The organism is Streptomyces calvus (genome assembly GCF_006782915.1).
Lineage (GTDB): Bacteria > Actinomycetota > Actinomycetes > Streptomycetales > Streptomycetaceae > Streptomyces > Streptomyces calvus.
The window spans coordinates 339,758-355,591 of sequence record NZ_VCNP01000056.1 but is presented as its reverse complement, the minus strand read 5'-3'; the positions used below and the strand labels follow the sequence as shown (position 1 = coordinate 355,591).

The 15,834-nt window shown below is 73.9% G+C and carries 16 protein-coding genes and 1 pseudogene; 7 read left to right on the top strand and 10 right to left on the bottom strand.

Going from position 1 to position 15,834, the window contains the following annotated elements:
* Nucleotides 1-16 precede the first annotated feature (16 nt).
* Nucleotides 17-1,234, top strand: a complete 1,218-nt coding sequence (locus FGW31_RS30005) for a 4-hydroxybenzoate 3-monooxygenase (RefSeq protein ID WP_142196681.1) — start codon at nucleotides 17-19, stop codon at nucleotides 1,232-1,234.
* 122 nt (nucleotides 1,235-1,356) lie between these two features.
* On the opposite strand, the gene FGW31_RS30000 is transcribed toward FGW31_RS30005, so the two are convergent.
* Complete coding sequence (locus tag FGW31_RS30000) at nucleotides 1,357-1,716, bottom strand: ArsR/SmtB family transcription factor (RefSeq protein WP_167530138.1); 360 nt, start codon at nucleotides 1,714-1,716, stop codon at nucleotides 1,357-1,359.
* A 60-nt stretch (nucleotides 1,717-1,776) separates the two neighbouring features.
* Between FGW31_RS30000 and FGW31_RS29995 the strand changes: the two genes are divergently transcribed.
* Complete coding sequence (locus FGW31_RS29995; protein WP_233452591.1) at nucleotides 1,777-3,018, top strand: cation diffusion facilitator family transporter; 1,242 nt, start codon at nucleotides 1,777-1,779, stop codon at nucleotides 3,016-3,018.
* Between the two features lie 6 nt (nucleotides 3,019-3,024).
* On the opposite strand, the gene FGW31_RS29990 is transcribed toward FGW31_RS29995, so the two are convergent.
* The 3 genes from FGW31_RS29990 to FGW31_RS29980 form a co-directional block, all read right to left on the bottom strand.
* The gene (locus FGW31_RS29990) at nucleotides 3,025-3,582 is read right to left on the bottom strand and encodes a YbaK/EbsC family protein (RefSeq protein ID WP_142196679.1); all 558 of its coding nucleotides are present in this window, start codon (nucleotides 3,580-3,582) and stop codon (nucleotides 3,025-3,027) included.
* A gap of 43 nt (nucleotides 3,583-3,625) precedes the next feature.
* Nucleotides 3,626-4,198 carry a helix-turn-helix domain-containing protein gene (locus FGW31_RS29985; protein ID WP_142196678.1) on the bottom strand — a complete coding sequence of 191 codons (573 nt, stop codon included), beginning with the start codon at nucleotides 4,196-4,198 and terminating at the stop codon, nucleotides 3,626-3,628.
* Nucleotides 4,199-4,325: 127 nt separating this feature from the next.
* On the bottom strand, nucleotides 4,326-5,189 hold the full coding sequence (locus FGW31_RS29980; RefSeq protein WP_142196677.1) for an acyltransferase: 864 nt from the start codon (nucleotides 5,187-5,189) through the stop codon (nucleotides 4,326-4,328).
* A 110-nt stretch (nucleotides 5,190-5,299) separates the two neighbouring features.
* On the opposite strand from FGW31_RS29980, the gene FGW31_RS29975 reads away from it, so the two are divergent.
* Complete coding sequence (locus FGW31_RS29975; protein WP_142196676.1) at nucleotides 5,300-5,830, top strand: gamma carbonic anhydrase family protein; 531 nt, start codon at nucleotides 5,300-5,302, stop codon at nucleotides 5,828-5,830.
* A 24-nt stretch (nucleotides 5,831-5,854) separates the two neighbouring features.
* On the opposite strand, the gene FGW31_RS29970 is transcribed toward FGW31_RS29975, so the two are convergent.
* Together FGW31_RS29970 and FGW31_RS29965 are read right to left on the bottom strand one after the other, a co-directional pair.
* Complete coding sequence (locus tag FGW31_RS29970; protein WP_142197281.1) at nucleotides 5,855-6,493, bottom strand: DedA family protein; 639 nt, start codon at nucleotides 6,491-6,493, stop codon at nucleotides 5,855-5,857.
* Nucleotides 6,494-6,666: 173 nt separating this feature from the next.
* The gene (locus FGW31_RS29965; protein WP_142197280.1) at nucleotides 6,667-7,104 is read right to left on the bottom strand and encodes a DUF4442 domain-containing protein; all 438 of its coding nucleotides are present in this window, start codon (nucleotides 7,102-7,104) and stop codon (nucleotides 6,667-6,669) included.
* Between the two features lie 137 nt (nucleotides 7,105-7,241).
* Between FGW31_RS29965 and FGW31_RS29960 the strand changes: the two genes are divergently transcribed.
* Both FGW31_RS29960 and FGW31_RS29955 read left to right on the top strand, forming a co-directional pair.
* On the top strand, nucleotides 7,242-8,252 hold the full coding sequence (locus FGW31_RS29960) for a hypothetical protein (protein ID WP_142196675.1): 1,011 nt from the start codon (nucleotides 7,242-7,244) through the stop codon (nucleotides 8,250-8,252).
* An 18-nt stretch (nucleotides 8,253-8,270) separates the two neighbouring features.
* Complete coding sequence (locus tag FGW31_RS29955; protein ID WP_233477927.1) at nucleotides 8,271-9,644, top strand: MFS transporter; 1,374 nt, start codon at nucleotides 8,271-8,273, stop codon at nucleotides 9,642-9,644.
* 150 nt (nucleotides 9,645-9,794) lie between these two features.
* Here the strand turns inward: FGW31_RS29955 and FGW31_RS29950 are convergent, their stop codons facing one another.
* From FGW31_RS29950 to FGW31_RS29940, 3 genes are all read right to left on the bottom strand, one after another.
* Nucleotides 9,795-10,640, bottom strand: coding sequence for a spermidine synthase (locus FGW31_RS29950; protein ID WP_142196673.1), 846 nt, complete (start codon nucleotides 10,638-10,640; stop codon nucleotides 9,795-9,797).
* Between the two features lie 69 nt (nucleotides 10,641-10,709).
* Complete coding sequence (gene tuf / locus FGW31_RS29945; protein ID WP_142196672.1) at nucleotides 10,710-11,879, bottom strand: elongation factor Tu; 1,170 nt, start codon at nucleotides 11,877-11,879, stop codon at nucleotides 10,710-10,712.
* 497 nt (nucleotides 11,880-12,376) lie between these two features.
* Entirely contained in the window at nucleotides 12,377-13,111 is a 735-nt protein-coding gene (locus tag FGW31_RS29940) for a DNA alkylation repair protein (RefSeq protein ID WP_142196671.1), read from the bottom strand.
* A 49-nt stretch (nucleotides 13,112-13,160) separates the two neighbouring features.
* Between FGW31_RS29940 and FGW31_RS29935 the strand changes: the two genes are divergently transcribed.
* Entirely contained in the window at nucleotides 13,161-13,946 is a 786-nt protein-coding gene (locus FGW31_RS29935; protein ID WP_142196670.1) for a TVP38/TMEM64 family protein, read from the top strand.
* A 16-nt stretch (nucleotides 13,947-13,962) separates the two neighbouring features.
* Here FGW31_RS29935 and FGW31_RS29930 read toward each other — a convergent pair.
* Nucleotides 13,963-15,131, bottom strand: a pseudogene (locus tag FGW31_RS29930) (thiolase family protein).
* A 131-nt stretch (nucleotides 15,132-15,262) separates the two neighbouring features.
* Between FGW31_RS29930 and FGW31_RS29925 the strand changes: the two are divergent.
* Nucleotides 15,263-15,733, top strand: a complete 471-nt coding sequence (locus tag FGW31_RS29925) for a winged helix-turn-helix transcriptional regulator (RefSeq protein ID WP_142196669.1) — start codon at nucleotides 15,263-15,265, stop codon at nucleotides 15,731-15,733.
* The last annotated feature ends 101 nt before the right edge of the window (nucleotides 15,734-15,834 follow it).

Genomic DNA, 15,834 nt, shown 5'->3' with positions numbered 1-15,834 from the left:
CCGCCATAATGGCCCGATGCAGCAGAGGGTGCGCCACCCCGACCCGCCGTCACGCGTTCCGGTCGTCGTCGTGGGCGCCGGACCCGCCGGGCTCACCGTCGGCAACATCCTGCGGGCGGCCGGTGTGGACTGTCTCGTCCTGGAGACCGAGACCCGCGAGTTCATCGAACGGCGGCCCCGGGCCGGGGTGATCGAGGAGTGGGCGGTCCGCGGTCTGGAGCGGCGGGGCCTGGCGGGGAACCTGCTGGAGCGGGCCGGGCGCCACACCGCGTGCGAGTTCCGCTTCGACGGCGAGCGGTACCGGTTCCGGTACCAGGAGCTGACGGGCCGTCACCACTGGGTGTATCCGCAGCCACTGCTCGTGACGGACCTGGTGCGGGAGTACGCGGACGTACGCGGCGGCCGCATCCGGTTCGGCGTGCGCGACGTACGGCTGCACGACCTGGACGGCGACCGTCCGTCGGTGTCGTACCGCTGCCCGGAGAGCGGCGAACGGGAGGTCGTCGCCTGCGACTTCGTGGCCGGCTGCGACGGTGCGCGCGGGGTGACGAGGGCGTCCCTCGCGCCGGGGCGCGCCCGGGTGGCGCGGCACGACTACGGCATCGGCTGGCTGGCGCTGCTCGCCGAGGCGCCGCCGTCCGCGGACTGCGTCCTGTTCGGCTGCCATCCGGACGGGTTCGCCGGCCAGATGCCCCGCAGCCCGGAGGTGACCCGCTACTACCTCCAGTGCCCGCCCGGCGACGACCCGGCGAACTGGCCGCACGAGCGGGTCTGGGCGGAGCTGCGGCGCCGGCTCGGGGCGGCCGGAGCGGCCCCGCCGGCCGAGGGCCGGCTGATCGAGAAGCGCGTGCTGGACATGCACGACTACGTCACCGAGCCGATGGTGTCCGGGCGGCTCTTCCTGGCCGGGGACGCGGCGCACCTGGTCGCCCCGATCGCCGCCAAGGGCCTGAACCTGGCCCTGCACGACGCGTTCCTGCTCGGCGACGCCCTGGTGGCGTGGCTCACCGGGGACGACGACAGCGGGCTGGCCGGCTACTCGCGGGCGTGTCTGCGGCGCGTGTGGGACTACCAGGAGTTCTCGCAGTGGCTGTCCGAGCTGTACCACGGCACGGCGGCGGGTGACTCCTTCCGCGCGGGCACCACGCTCGCCCGGCTGCGCCGGCTGTTCCCCTCCCCCGCCGCCGCTGCCGCCTTCGCGGAGCAGTACCTGGGCACGGCGGCACGGTACTGAACGACACCCCGGCCGGCCGGTCGTACGCGGGCGGCCGGTCGTACGCGGGCGGTCGGGCGTGCCGGGCCGTCGGGCGTGCCGGAGCGGGCAGCCGTACGGAGGCAGTCAGCCCTGCGGGCCGGTCAGTCGTGCGGGGGCCGGTCGGCGATGCGGTGGTCGGCCACGCTGAGCGCCTCGTCCACCAGGCGCCGCAGATGGCCGTCGCTCAGGGAGTAGATCACCCGGCGGCCGTCCTTGCGGGTGTCCACCAGCCCGGCGAGGCGCAGCCGGGCCAGGTGCTGGCTGACCGCGGGCCGGGCCGCTCCGCACGCCTCGGTGAGCGTGGTGACGTCGGCCTCGCCGCGGGTCAGGGCGTGCAGCAGGGCCAGCCGGGTGCGGTCGCCGAGCAGCGCCAGCAGTTCCGCCGCGAGCGCGAACTGCTCCTCGCCGGGCGTGCGTGGGTGCGCATCGTGCGCAGGTGATAGGTGCATGCGTGCGCTCATACGCACATAATGGCGTCGTGGACGTCACCCGTCCACCTCGCGCACCGGAAGGGGACGATCGTGAGCGACCGGCACCGGCACGGCCACGAGGACGCGGGCCACGACGGCCACGGCCCCGGGCAGCACGGCGCGCCCGGCGACCACCGGCACACACACCTCCACCACCAGGACCACGGCGGACCCGGGCACCAGCACCACGCCCCGCACCCGCACCCGCACCCGCACCCGCACGACCACGACCACGACCACGACCACGACGCACACAACCACGCCCAGGACCACCACCACGACGGGCACGGGCACCGTCACCACCGGGCGTCCCCGCTGCACCGCCTCACCCATCTCCTCACTCCCCACTCGCACGAGACCGCCGACAAGCTCGACCGCGCCCTGGAGGCCTCCGCCCGGGGCATGCGCGCGCTGTGGGTCTCGCTCGCCGTGCTCGGCGTGACGGCACTGGCGCAGGCGGTCGTGGTGGCCCTCTCCGGGTCGGTGGCGCTGCTCGGCGACACGGTGCACAACGCCGCGGACGCGCTGACCGCCGTACCGCTGGGCATCGCCTTCCTGCTGGGCCGGCGCGCCGCCACCCGCCGCTTCACCTACGGCTACGGGCGCGCGGAGGACCTGGCGGGCATCGCGATCGTGCTGACGATCGCCGCGTCCGCCGCCTTCGCCGGCTGGACCGCGCTGGACCGGCTGCTGGACCCGCGCCCCGTCGAGCACGTCCCGGTGGTCGCCGTCGCGGCGCTGGTCGGGTTCGCGGGCAACGAGTGGGTGGCGCGCTACCGCATCCGGGTCGGGCGGGCCATCGGCTCGGCCGCGCTGGTCGCCGACGGGCTGCACGCCCGCACCGACGGGTTCACGTCGCTGGCGGTGCTGCTGGGCGCCGGCGGTGCGGCCCTGGGCTGGCGGTTCGCGGACCCGGTGGTGGGGCTGGCGATCACGGCGGCGATCCTCCTGGTCCTGCGGGACGCCGCTCGGGAGGTGTTCCGGCGGGTGATGGACGCCGTGGACCCGGCACTGGTGGACCGCGCCGAGCGGGCACTGACGGGGGTGCCGGGCGTGCGCGGGGTGGGCGAGCTGCGGTTGCGCTGGATCGGGCACCGGCTGCGCGCGGAGGTGGCCGTCGTGGTGGACGGCGAGGCGACGGTGCGCGAGGCCCACCGTGTCGCCGTCGAGGCGGAGCACGCGCTGCTGCACGCCGTTCCCCGGCTGACCGCCGCCCTGGTGCACGCCGATCCGGAACCGGTGCCCGGCGCGGCGGACCCGCACCTGCCGCTGGCGCACCACGCGGGGCGGTGAGCCCGCTCAGGCCGCTCCGAGGCCCTCGAGCACGGCCGCGCCGGGAAGTTCGGCGAACGCCTTGCCCGGCACCAGCAGCTTTCCGCGCCGCCTGCCGCTGCCGACGAGCACGTACGGGAGGTCCACGACGGCGGCGTCCACCAGCACCGGCCAGCCGGCGGGCAGTCCGACCGGGGTGATGCCGCCGTACTCCATGCCGGTCTCGCCCGTCGCGGTGTCCATCGGGGCGAAGGACGCCTTGCGGGCGCCGAGGTGGCGGCGGACGACCCCGTTGACGTCGAGGCGGGTGGTGGACAGCACGACGCACGCGGCGAGCGTGGTCTCCCCGCCCCGCTTGCCCGCCACCACCACGCAGTTGGCCGACTGCTCCAGCAGGTCCCGGCCGTAGTGCTCGACGAAGACGGCGGTGTCGGCCCAGCGCGGGTCGGTGTCGACGTAGAGGATCCGGTCGGCGGGGACGCTGCCGTTCCAGGCGCGTACGGCGGCGGCGACCGGGCCGGTGAGCTCGTCGAGGCAGTCGGGGACGGGGGTGGCGTGGTCGAAGTCTCCGATGGGTGCGCGCATGGCCGCACCGTAACAGCCGTCCGGCGGGCCCTTCGACGCCGTCTCAGTGCACGGGCGGCACCGACACGGTCATGATCATCTCCATCGGGGTGTCGCCCTGGTTGCCGTAGGTGTGCGGCGTGTTGGCCTCGAAGGAGGCGCTGGCGCCGGCCGGCACCCGATGCTCGACGCCGTCGACGGTGAGCGTCAGTTCGCCGGCGGTGACGTGGACGAGTTCGACCGTGCCGGCGGGGTGGGGGTCGGAGTCGCTGCTCTCGCCGGGCATCAGCCGCCAGTCCCACATCTCCAGCGGGCCGGGGGCCTCGGTGCCCGCGAGCAGCCGGTTGTAGCTGCCGCCCTCGGTGTGCCAGAGCCGTACGGCCTGGTCGGCGGGGACGATGCGGACCTTGGGGCCCCGCTCGTAGTCGAGCAGGGTGGGGACGCTGACGCCCAGCGCGTCGCCGATCTTGACGACCGTGCCGATGCTCGGGTTGGTGCGGGCCTGCTCGATCTGGATGAGCATGCCGCGGCTGACGCCCGCCCGGGCCGCGAGCGCGTCCAGGGTGAAGCCGCGCTCGGTGCGCCACCGCCTGACGTTGCGCGCCAGGGACTGGGTCAGCAGGTCGAGGTCCGACACGTTCCATCCCGTTGGAAATGCTGGAAGACGGCGTTGTTTCTGTAAGTCGTTGTCCCGGTTCGACCAGGGTGTGGTGGACCCGGTCGTCCACCGCACTGTACTGCGACCGCGGGTGGGCGAAGGCGGCTCAGCCGCCGGGTTCCAGTCCGGCCAGCCGGGCCCCGCCGTCCCCGTCCGGTTCCGCGAGCCGGGCCGCGCCCGCCCTGTCCAGCTCCGCGAGCCGGGCCGCGCTCTCCTCGTCCAACTCCGCGAGCCGCGCCACGCTTTCCTCGTCCAGCCCCGACAGCGCCCGCAACTGCTCGGGGGTGACACCCTCCGGGATCGGTACGGGCGCCGGGGTGCGCAGCGGCGGCTGCCAGCCGTCGGCCGGGGTCCAGCGGCGGACGACACGCGCCGGTGCGCCCGCGACCACGGCGTGGTCGGGCACCGTGCCGCGGACCACCGCGCCCGCGGCCACCACCACGTTCCGTCCGATGCGCGCCCCGGGCAGGATCACCGCGCCGGTGCCGATCCAGCAGCCGGGGCCGATCTCGACCGGCTCCATCCGCGGCCACTGCTTGCCGATGGGCTGGTGCGGGTCGTCGTAGGAGTGGTTGGTGGAGGTGACGTAGACGTACGGGCCGAAGTAGCAGTCGCTGCCGATGGTGACGGTCGTGTCGGCGATGACGTGGCTGCCGCGGCCGAGGACGACCCCGTCGCCGATGCGCAGGATCGGATCGGGCCCGAGGTCGAGGCCGGGCATCAGTCCGGCGGTGAGCGTGACCTGCTCGCCGACGATGCAGTGCGCGCCGATCCGGATCCACGGTTCGCCGAAGACCGTGCCGAGCGGGAAGGCGAGCCTGGTACCCGTTCCCATCGCCCCGAAGCGGAAGCGGCCGGGGTGCTCGGCGGTGACCGAGCCCGTGCGCTGCACCCAGGCCCAGGCCGCGTGGACCGCGCGCTGGGCGAGCCCGCGCGGCCAGGACGAGAACGTGTTCTTGCGCTTCGGCACCCGCTCACCGTAGTCGGCGGGAACCGGCCACACGGTCCGACGCCCCTGTGATCTTCACCCCACCGGGTTGGGCTACGGTGCCTGGTGTCTACCACGTGGAGGAGAGGGCGATGACGCACCGCGCGCTGATCACGGGCATCGGGGGCAGGGAGCCGAAGATCGACGGAGACGTGTTCGTGGCGCCCACGGCGTCGGTGGTCGGCGACGTGACGCTGCACGCCGGTGCGAGCGTCTGGTACGGGGCGGTGCTGCGCGGCGACGTCGAGCGGATCACCGTCGGGGCGCGCAGCAACGTGCAGGACAACTGCACGCTGCACGCCGACCCCGGCTTCCCCGTCACCGTGGGCGAGCGGGTCTCCATCGGGCACAACGCCGTGGTGCACGGCGCGACGGTCGGGGACGACTGCCTGATCGGCATGGGGGCCACGGTGCTCAACGGCGCGGTGATCGGGGCGGGTTCGCTGGTCGCCGCGCAGGCGCTGGTGCCGCAGGGGATGCAGGTGCCGCCGGGGTCCCTCGTGGCGGGCGTGCCGGCGAAGGTCAGGCGGGAGCTGACCGAAGAGGAACGCGAAGGGCTCACGCTCAACGGCACCCTGTACGCGGATCTGGCGCGGACCCACCGCCAGGAGCACGGGGCGTAGCGGCCGCGCCGCGCCCGGCGTGTCCTACTCCGCGGCGGCGACGGGCTCGGGGGTCCGGGCCGCCGCCTTCTTCGCCTTGCGCCTGAGCACCAGCATCGACGTCACGCCGATCAGCACGGCGGCCACCAGCCCCAGCCACGAGAACCGCTTCAGCCAGGACTCGGCGACGACACCGACGTAGTAGATGACGGCGGTGGTGCCGCCCGCCCACACGATGCCACCGAGGACGTTGGCGGTGAGGAACTTCCAGTACGGCATCCGCAGCACCCCCGCGAGCGGGCCGGCGAAGATCCGCAGCAGGGCCACGAAGCGGCCGAAGAACACCGCCCACATGCCCCACTTCTGGAAGGACCGCTCGGCGGTGGCGATGTGCCCCTCGCTGAAGTGCCGGGGGAATCTGGCGCCCAGCCAGGCCAGCAGGGGCCGTCCGCCCTTGCGGCCGATGGCGTAGCCGATGGAGTCGCCGATGATCGCGCCGGCGGTGGCACAGGCGCCGAGGACCACCGGGTCGATGTCGCCGTGCTGGGAGGCGAGCAGCGCGGAGGAGACCAGGATGATCTCGCCCGGCAGCGGGATGCCCAGGCTCTCGAGCCCGATCACGACTCCCACCAGCGCGTAGACGGCGACCGCGGGTACGGTCTCGAGCCATTCCTGGACGTGCAACGCCGCTTCCTCCCGGTCCGCCGAGCCCGCGGTCGCGGCCGCGGTCTTCTCCGTGCGCCCGAGCACGGCGCACGGGCGGGAAGCCTACCGGGTCACGGGACGGCGGCCGGTGCCCGTGTGCCCCGGCTCCGCCGTCCGTGCTCCCGGTGTCCGGTGCGGGGGCCGGCCGGGTGTCAGCCGTTGGGGCGGAGGGTCCACACGACGGTCATCTCGCCGGTGACCGCTCCGTCCTCGCGGCGGATGGCGACGGAGACGGGGAACTCGGGGCGCCGGCCCTCGTCCAGTTCGGCGACGACCTCGGCGGCCGGGCGGCCGAGGGTCGCGGTGGCGGTGACCGGGCCCATCGCCAGCTTCTTGTAGGCGATCTCGGCGCGGACGGCCAGCGGAACGGCGCGGGCGAGCTGGTCCCCGAACGCGGCGAGCACGATCGCGCCGCTCGCCGACTCGCCGAGGGTGAACATCGCGCCGGCGTGCGGCCCGCCCACGTGGTTGTGGTACTCCCCCTGGTCCGGCAGGGCCACGACGGCCCGCTCGGCCGTGGTCTCCAGGAACTGCAGGCTGAGGGTTCGGGCCATGGGCACCGTGGCGGCGAGCATGTCGCCGACGGACATGTGGTCTGCGGTCATGCCCCGAATGTTACCCACGGGTAGCCTCGGCTGGCCATGCCGGACGGCGACCGGCTTTTGCTACGTCCCCGTCAAAGGGCAGTGACCCAATCGTGTCCCGCGCGCGGATAGGGTTGCTGCCCATGTGGCCAGGACAGCAGCCGCCCGGGGGCGAGCAGAACCCGCAGTCGAACAACCCGTACCAGCAGCCGGGGTACCAACAGCCGAATCCGTACCAGCAGCCCGGCTACCAGCAGCCGAACCCGTACCAGCAGCAGCCGCAGTGGGGGACGCCCGCGCCGGCGGGCGCGCCGCAGCCGCCGCAGGGCGGGGGCGGCGGCAACCGGACGAAGCTGGTGGCCGTCGTGGCCGCGACGGCCGTCGTCGTGGCCGCGGGTGTGACCGGCTTCCTGGTGCTCGGCGGCGACAAGGAGGACACGGCGGACGGCGGCAAGGACGGCAAGCCAACCCCGACCGTCTCCAAGGACACCTCCGCCGAGCCGAGCACCTCCGCGTCCGAGGACAACCCGCGCGGCGGCGGCGAGGAGAAGGCGACCGTCCCGGGCTGGCAGGTCGTCGTCAACACCCGCTTCGGCACGAAGTTCGACGTCCCGGCCGACTGGGAGATCGAGAGCCCGGGCACCAGCGTGGGCTTCGAGTGGGAGGAGAAGGACGGCGAGCTGGACCGCACCACCGTCACCGCCCCGGCCTACCTGAAGTCCAAGTGGTGCACGAGCGACGACGACAAGGACGGCCGCGAGGAGGACACCGCCCTCGTCACCGCCGGAACCCGCGGCGAGAACGGCGCCAAGAACACCGACGAGGCGGCCGAGACGCGCGTGCCATGGTGGATCTACGGCGGTTACACCCAGCCCGACAAGAAGAGCGTCAAGTACGAGAAGCCCAAGGCGTACACCACGAAGTCGGGCATCAAGGGCAGCGTCGCCACCGCGCACTCGGAGAACACGCCGCAGAACGGCAAGTGCGACAGCGAGGGCAAGGCGATCACCTTCGCGTTCAAGAACGGCGCCGGCGACTTCGTCACCTGGAACCTGTACGGCGCCAAGGGCGTCAAGGACGAGATCCCGGACGCGACCGTGCAGAAGATCCTCAGCACGGTGCGCCTCACCGAGGAGCCTCCGACGGAGTCGTAGCAGGTCCGGGGGCCGACAATGCATTTGGCAAGTCGGCCCCCGCCCGGCGATAGTCACCGGGTGCCGACCACCGTCCTCCGCCGCCGCCCCGACTGGGCCGGCCGCAACTACTCCCTGCTGACCGCCGCCGCCGTGGTGACCAACCTGGGCAGCCACGGCGCGCTGATCGCCGCCGCGTTCGCCGTGCTGGGCGCGGGCGGCGACGGCGGAGACGTGGGCCTGGTGGCCGCCGCCCGCACCCTGCCGCTGGTGCTGTTCCTGCTGATCGGCGGCGCGGTCGCGGACCGGCTGCCGCGCCACCGGGTGATGGTCGCGGCCAACGCCCTGAACTGCCTCTCGCAGGCCGCGTTCGCGGCGCTGGTCCTGGCGGGCGAGGCGCAACTGTGGCAGATGATGCTGCTCAGCGCGCTGGGCGGCACCGGACAGGCGTTCTTCAACCCGGCCGCCGAGGGCATGCTGCTGTCGTCCGTCGAGGGCGAGCAGGCGGGCCGCGCGTTCGCGGTGTTCCGGATGGCGATGCACGGGGCGACGCTCGGCGGTGCCGCGCTCGGCGGCGCCATGGTCGCCGCGATCGGGCCGGGCTGGGTGCTGGCGGCGGACGCCGTGGCGTTCGCGGTCGCGGCGGCCCTGCGGGCCTTCCTCGACGTGAAGCACGTCCCGCCGCGCACTCCCGGTGGCGGCATGCTCGCCGATCTGCGGGAGGGCTGGCGGGAGTTCGCCGGCAGGCCCTGGCTGTGGGGCATCGTCGTCCAGTTCTCCGTCGCCAACGCCGTGGTCGGCGCGGCCGACGCCGTCTACGGACCGCTCGTCGCGCGGGACCACCTCGGCGGTGCCGCGCCGTGGGGCGTGGCGCTGGCCTTCTTCGGCGGGGGCACGGTGGTGGGCGCGCTGCTGATGACCCGCTGGCAGCCGCGCCGGATGCTGTTCGTCGGCACGCTGTGCGTCTTCCCGCTGGCCCTGCCGTCCGCCGCGCTGGCCGTGCCGGTGCCGGCCGCCGTGCTGTGCGCGGTGATGTTCGTGACCGGCGTGTGCCTGGAGGTGTTCGGCGTCTCCTGGATGACCGCGCTCCACCAGGAGATCCCGGAGGAGAAGCTGTCCCGGGTCTCGGCGTACGACTGGTTCGGCTCCGTCGCGCTGGTGCCGGCCGCGATGGCGCTGGCGGGCCCGGCGGAGACGGCGTTCGGGCGCGCGGAGGCGCTGTGGGGCTGTGCCGCGCTGGTGGTGGTCGTCACGGCGGCGGTCCTGTGCGTGCCGGACGTACGCGACCTGCGGCGCCGCACCCGCCACGTCACCGGCGCGGCCCCGGACCCGGCCGGCACGACGGCCGAGCCCGAGCGCTCGTCGGGGCCTGACGGCACGACAGCCGAGCCGGAGCGTCCCGTCGGAGCCTGACGGCACGACAGCCGAGCCCGAGCGTCCCGTCACAGCCTGACGACACGGCGGCCCGCGCCCAAGCATCCCGTCGGAGCCCGACAGCACAGCGGCCCGCGCCCAAGCGCTCGTCGCAGCCCGACAGCACAGCGGCCCGCGCCCGGACGCTGTTCAGCCGATGCCGAAGGCACCCTCGGGCGGCTCGGGTGAGGGGACCGCGTCCTCGTCCCGCACCGGGCGGGCGCCGTCGATGAAGTCCCGCAGGGCCGCGCCGTGTTCGACCCGGGCCGGGAAGGCGTCGGCGGCGGTGCGGCGGGACAGCGCGGCGATGTCCAGCGGGTGGTGTGCGGCGGCCAGCACCGTGTTGCCGAAGCGCCGACCGCGCAGCACGCCCGGTTCGGCGATCAGCACCAGCTCCTCGAACTGCGTGGCCAGGGTGGCCAGTTGGGACCGCAGGAAGGCGAACGGCGCCGCGTCCGCGAGGTTGGCGAGGTAGACCCCGCCGGGCCGCAGCACGCGCGCCGCCTCCCGGACGTAAACCACGGAGGTCAGATGCGCCGGGACCCGTGAACCGCCGAAGACGTCGGCGACGAGGACGTCCGCGCCGGCGTCGGGCGCCGCCTCCAGCCATGCCCGGGCGTCCGCCGCGTGCAGCGCGACACGGGAGCCGGTCGGCAGCGGCAGCTGTTCGGCGACCAGGTCGAGCAGCCGGCCGTCGGCCTCGACGACGTGCTGCCGGGAGCCCGGCCGGGTGGCGGCCAGGTAGCGGGGCAGGGTCAGCGCACCGCCGCCGAGGTGCAGCGCGTCCAGCGGCCGTCCGGGCTCGGCGACGATGTCGAGGAGGTGCCCGAGCCGCCGGGCGTACTCGAACTCCAGGTGCGTCGGCTCGTCCAGGTCGACGTACGACTGCGGCGCCCCGTCCACGGTCAGCAGCCAGGCGCGCTCCCGGTCGACGTCGGGCATCAGCTTGGCGGTGCCGTGATCGACGACACGGGTCACGGGGATGGGCTCGCTCACCGTCACATTGTGCCGCCGCCCGTGCGTGCGGCTGCCCGCCCCCTCACCGGGAGCGGGCAGCCGCGCCGTTCAGCCGACCTCCGTCACCGTGCCGGCGCCGACCGTGCGGCCGCCCTCACGGATCGCGAAGCCGAGGCCCGGCTCCAGCGGCACCTCGCGGCCCAGCTCCACGGTCATCGTGACCGTGTCCCCGGGCCTGGCGACGGCCGCCTCGCCGAGGTCGACGTCGCCGACCACGTCCGCGGTGCGGATGTAGAACTGCGGCCGGTACCCGGTCGACACCGGTGTCGTACGGCCGCCCTCGCGGGCCGACAGCACGTACACCTGCGCGGTGAAGCGCCGGCTCGGCACCACGCTGCCCGGCGCGGCCACCACGTGCCCGCGCCGCACCGCGTCGCGCGGCACCCCGCGCAGCAGCAGGGCCACGTTGTCCCCGGCCTGCGCCTCCGCCATGGGCTTGCCGAAGGTCTCCAGGCCGGTCACCACGGTCTCCACCTCGGCGCCGAGCACCTGGACCCGCTCGCCGACGCGGATCGTGCCGCGCTCCACGGCGCCGGTGACGACGGTGCCCCGGCCGGTGATGGTGAGCACGTTCTCCACCGGCAGCAGGAACGGCGCGTCCAGGTACCGCTCGGGCATGGGCACATAGGTGTCCACCGCGTCGAGCAGCGCGTCGATCGAGGCCGTCCAGCGCGGGTCGCCCTCCAGCGCCTTCAGCCCGGAGACCCGGACGACGGGCGCGGAGTCACCGCCGTAGCCGTGCGCGGAGAGCAGGTCGCGGACCTCCAGCTCGACCAGGTCGGTCAGCTCCTCGTCCCCGGCGTCGGCCTTGTTGATCGCGATCACGATGTGGTTCACGCCCACCTGCCGGGCGAGCAGCACGTGCTCGGCGGTCTGCGGCATGATCCCGTCGAGCGCGGAGACGACGAGGATCGCCCCGTCGAGCTGCGCGGCGCCGGTGACCATGTTCTTGACGTAGTCGGCGTGGCCGGGCATGTCGACGTGCGCGTAGTGCCGGGTGTCCGTCTCGTACTCGACGTGCGCGATGTTGATGGTGATGCCGCGCGCCGCCTCCTCCGGGGCCCGGTCGATGCGGTCGAACGGGACGAAGCTGCCGGAGCCGCGCTCGGCGAGGACCTTGGTGATGGCGGCGGTCAGGGTGGTCTTGCCGTGGTCGACATGGCCCATCGTGCCGATGTTCAGATGCGGTTTGGTGCGGACGTACGCCGTCTTGGACATGGCGGTACCTCGAAGCCTCTCGGTGATGACGCGTGAGCGTCCCGGCGCGCGGCGGATGCGGCGGGCGGCGGGACGGGGACCCCCGGAAGGTGCCGACCCTCCCCCTGCGGGGTCCGCCGGACGATCCGGGGAGGGTCAGCTTCGGGCGCCGTCGACGGCGGCCAGGAGAGCGGGAACGGCAGCCTTCGGGGCATCCGCGACCGCGGATGCTGCGAGGTGGAAGGCGTACCGGAACATGACGTCGATCATTGCCGACGACGCCCGCCGCGTCGAATGGTTTTCCGCGGCGGGCCGTTGCGCACGGTGGCCGGCTAGGGTCTGTCGTTTGGATCATGTCGGTTTCGCGGGGCGTGGCACGCACATCTGCAGCGTTGTCGTCGGTTGTCGACGCTCCGCGTCGCCGCCCTCCTCCGCCTTGCAGCTGCACGCACCACGCCCCGCTCGGGTGGGCTGAGAAGCGCTGCGTCTCCCAGCCGACCTGATCCAAACGACAGACCCTAGGCGCCGATGTTCCTCAGCGCCTCCCGGACCGACAGCGGCGCGAACCGCTGCTGCTCGCGCGCCAGGAACGCGCGGACGGCGTCCGGGTCGGTCTTGGCGTACTCGCGCAGGGACCAGCCGATCGCCTTGCGGACGAAGAAGTCCGGGTGGCCGGACCGGCGCAGGCAGTAGTCGAACAGGCGCCGGGTGTCGGTGCGCTCCTTGAAGCGCAGCTGGTGCAGCAGGGCGGTGCGGGCGAGCCAGAGGTCGTCGTCGCCGATCCAGTCGTCCATCTCGGCGGCGAGCGCGGGGTCGGCGGCGACCAGCGCCCCGACGACGTGCGCGGCGAGCAGGTCGACGGTGTCCCACCACGGGACGGTGGTGACCAGGTGCCGGGCGACGGGCAGGAAGCCGGACGAGCAGTGCCGTACGTGACGGCGCAGGTAGTCCACGGCGAAGTAGTGGTACTCGCGCTCGGGCAGCTCCCAGCAGCGCAGGGCGACGGCGGCGCAGTCGTTCTCGCCGGGCCGGGGCAGCCCTTCCAGGACGGTGCGGGACAGGCTGCGGCGGTCCGGGGTGGCCAGACCGAGGAAGGGCGCGACGTCCTTCATGTACGCGCGCATCGCCACGGCGCGTTCCGGGTCGGCCGCGGCGCCGTACACGGCGGTGAGCCGCTCCAGCACGGTGTCGGCGAGCCCGCTGTCCGGTACGCGCGGAGTCCGGGCCGTTGTTCCTTCCCCTGTTACGCCCATGAGACGAACACTACGGCGATCACACACATATGTCGGTTAGTGTCACCGGATGCTCGATGCCACCACCCGCTCTGGGGGCACCGCCACGGCCTCTCCCCGGGCCACCACCGACCTCACGGCCGCCGTCCCCGCGGCCGCTCCCACGCTCGTCACCGCCACGGGCCCCGCCGCCCGCTGCGCCAGAGTCCTGTTGTCGCCGTGGGCGCGGCTGTCGCTGCTCGTCGTGCTGCTCGCCGCCGCGGCGTCGCTGGTGCTGGCCTTCCAGCCGCAGCGGCTGCTGACCGACGGCTGGCCGGCGCACCTCGGCGGGACCGCGGCGGTGGTGGCGTACGCGGTGGCCTACGGCGTGTGCACGGTGGCGTTCGTGCCGCGCCCGCTGCTGAACCTCGCCGCGGGCGCGCTGTTCGGGACGCAGCTGGGGCTGGTTGCCGCGCTGGGCGGCACGGTGTTCGGCGCGGGGCTGGCGTTCTGTCTGGGGCGGGGGCTCGGCCAGGACGCGCTGCGTCCGCTGCTGCGCGGACGCTGGCTGAAGGCGGCGGACCACCAGCTGAGCCGGCACGGCTTCCGCTCGATGCTGGCGGCCCGGCTCTTCCCGGGCGTCCCGTTCGCCGCCTCGAACTACTGCGCGGCCGTCTCGCGCATGCGCCTGCTGCCGTTCCTGCTGGCGACGGCGCTCGGCTCCATCCCGAACACCGCCGCCTACGTGGTGGCCGGCGCCCGCGCCTCCACGCCGACGTCCCCGGCCTTCCTGATCGCGCTGGCCTGCATCGCCGTGCCGGGCCTGGCGGGGGCTGCGGTGGCGTGGCGCAAGCGGCACCGGCTGCGCGGACGGTGAACCGGCCGGTACCGCGTCAGACCCGTTCGAGGACCATGGCGTTGGCGAGCCCGCCGGCCTCGCACATGGTCTGCAGGGCGTAGCGGGCGCCGCGTTCGCGCATCGCGTGGACCAGGGTGGTGGTCAGCCGGGTGCCGCTGGCGCCGAGCGGGTGGCCGAGGGCGATGGCGCCGCCGTGCACATTGACCTTGGCGGGGTCGGCGCCGGTCTCCTGCTGCCAGGCCAGCACCACGCTGGAGAACGCCTCGTTGACCTCGAACAGGTCGATGTCGTCGAGCGACAGGGAGGCGCGGCGCAGCACCTTCTCGGTGGCCGGGACGACGCCGGTGAGCATCAGCAGCGGGTCGGAGCCGGTGACGGCGAAGCTGTGCAGCCGGGCGAGCGGACGCAGGCCGAGGCGGGCGGCTATCTCGCTCGACGTGATCAGGACGGCGGAGGCGCCGTCGTTGATCGGGCTGGCGTTGCCTGCGGTGACGTTCCACTCGATCTGTGGGAAGCGTTCGGCGAAGGCCGCGTCGTGGTAGGCGGGGCGGAGGCCGGCCAGGGTGTCGACGGTGCTGTCCGGCCGTACGCACTCGTCGCGCGTGACGCCGTCCAGGGGCGCCACCTCGGCGTCGAACAGGCCCGCGTCCCAGGCCGCGGCGGCCTTGCGGTGCGAGGAGACGGCGAAGGTGTCCAGCTGCTCGCGGCCGAGCGACCACTTGGCGGCGATGAGTTCGGCGCTGATGCCCTGCGGGACGAGACCCTCGGGGTAGCGCGCGGCGACGCCGGGGCCGAAGGGGTCCTTGCGGCCGGCACGTTGGACCACATCGGCACGCGGCTCATGGACTCGACCCCGCAGGCCACGACCAGGTCGTACGCGCCGGAGAGGACGCCCTGCGCGGCGAAGTGCACGGCCTGCTGGGAGGAGCCGCACTGGCGGTCCACGGTGGTGGCCGGGACGGACTCGGGCAGTCCGGCGGACAGGACGGCGTAGCGGGTGGTGTTCATGGCCTGCTCACCGACCTGGTCGACGGTGCCGCCGATGACGTCGTCGATCAGTTCCGGGTCGACACCGGAACGCTCGACGAGGGTGCGCAGGGTGTGGGCGAGGAGTTCGACGGGGTGGACGTGGGCGAGGGCGCCGTTCGGCTTGCCCTTGCCGATCGGGGTGCGTACGGCTTCGACGACGACTGCGTCACGCATGGTGCGGGCCTCCTCGACCGCCCGGGCGGTCGCGTCCGGACGGATCAGCATCGACTACCGGTGAGTAGGAAATCCGAACTCACCATAGCCCTGTCAGTTTGAAATTCCAACCCTCACCTAGAATGGGCCGCATGGCCGTTTCCAAGGACCCGCGCCCCTGCTCGATCGCCGATGCGCTCGCCCTGGTCGGCGAGAAGTACTCCCTGCTGGTCCTGCGCGAGGTGTGCCTCGGCAACGGCCGTTTCGACCAGCTGGTGCGCAACATCGGAGCGCCGCGCGACATCCTGGCGACGCGGCTGAAGCGGCTGGTCGAGGCCGGGATCCTGACCAAGTCCCCGTACAGCGAGCGCCCGCGGCGCTTCGAGTACCGGCCCACCCGGGCGGGCCTGGAGCTGGAGCCCGTGCTGCTGACCCTGAAGGAGTGGGGCGACCGGCATCTGCACCGGGACGGCGACCTGCCGATGGTGATGGAGCACGTCTGCGGCCACGAGTTCGTGCCGGTCGTCACGTGCCGGGCCTGCGGCGACGAGGTGCGCCACGAGGACCTCACCGCGCACCCGCAGGCCTCCGGCTGGACGACGACCGGCCCGACGGCGGCCTGAGCCGCCGCGCCCGGGCGGGACGCCCCCGCCGGTGCGGCCCACCGGCCGGCGGCCCTGTTGTCGGGCCTTCATCTTGGGGCGCTACGCTTCCCCCTCGACAC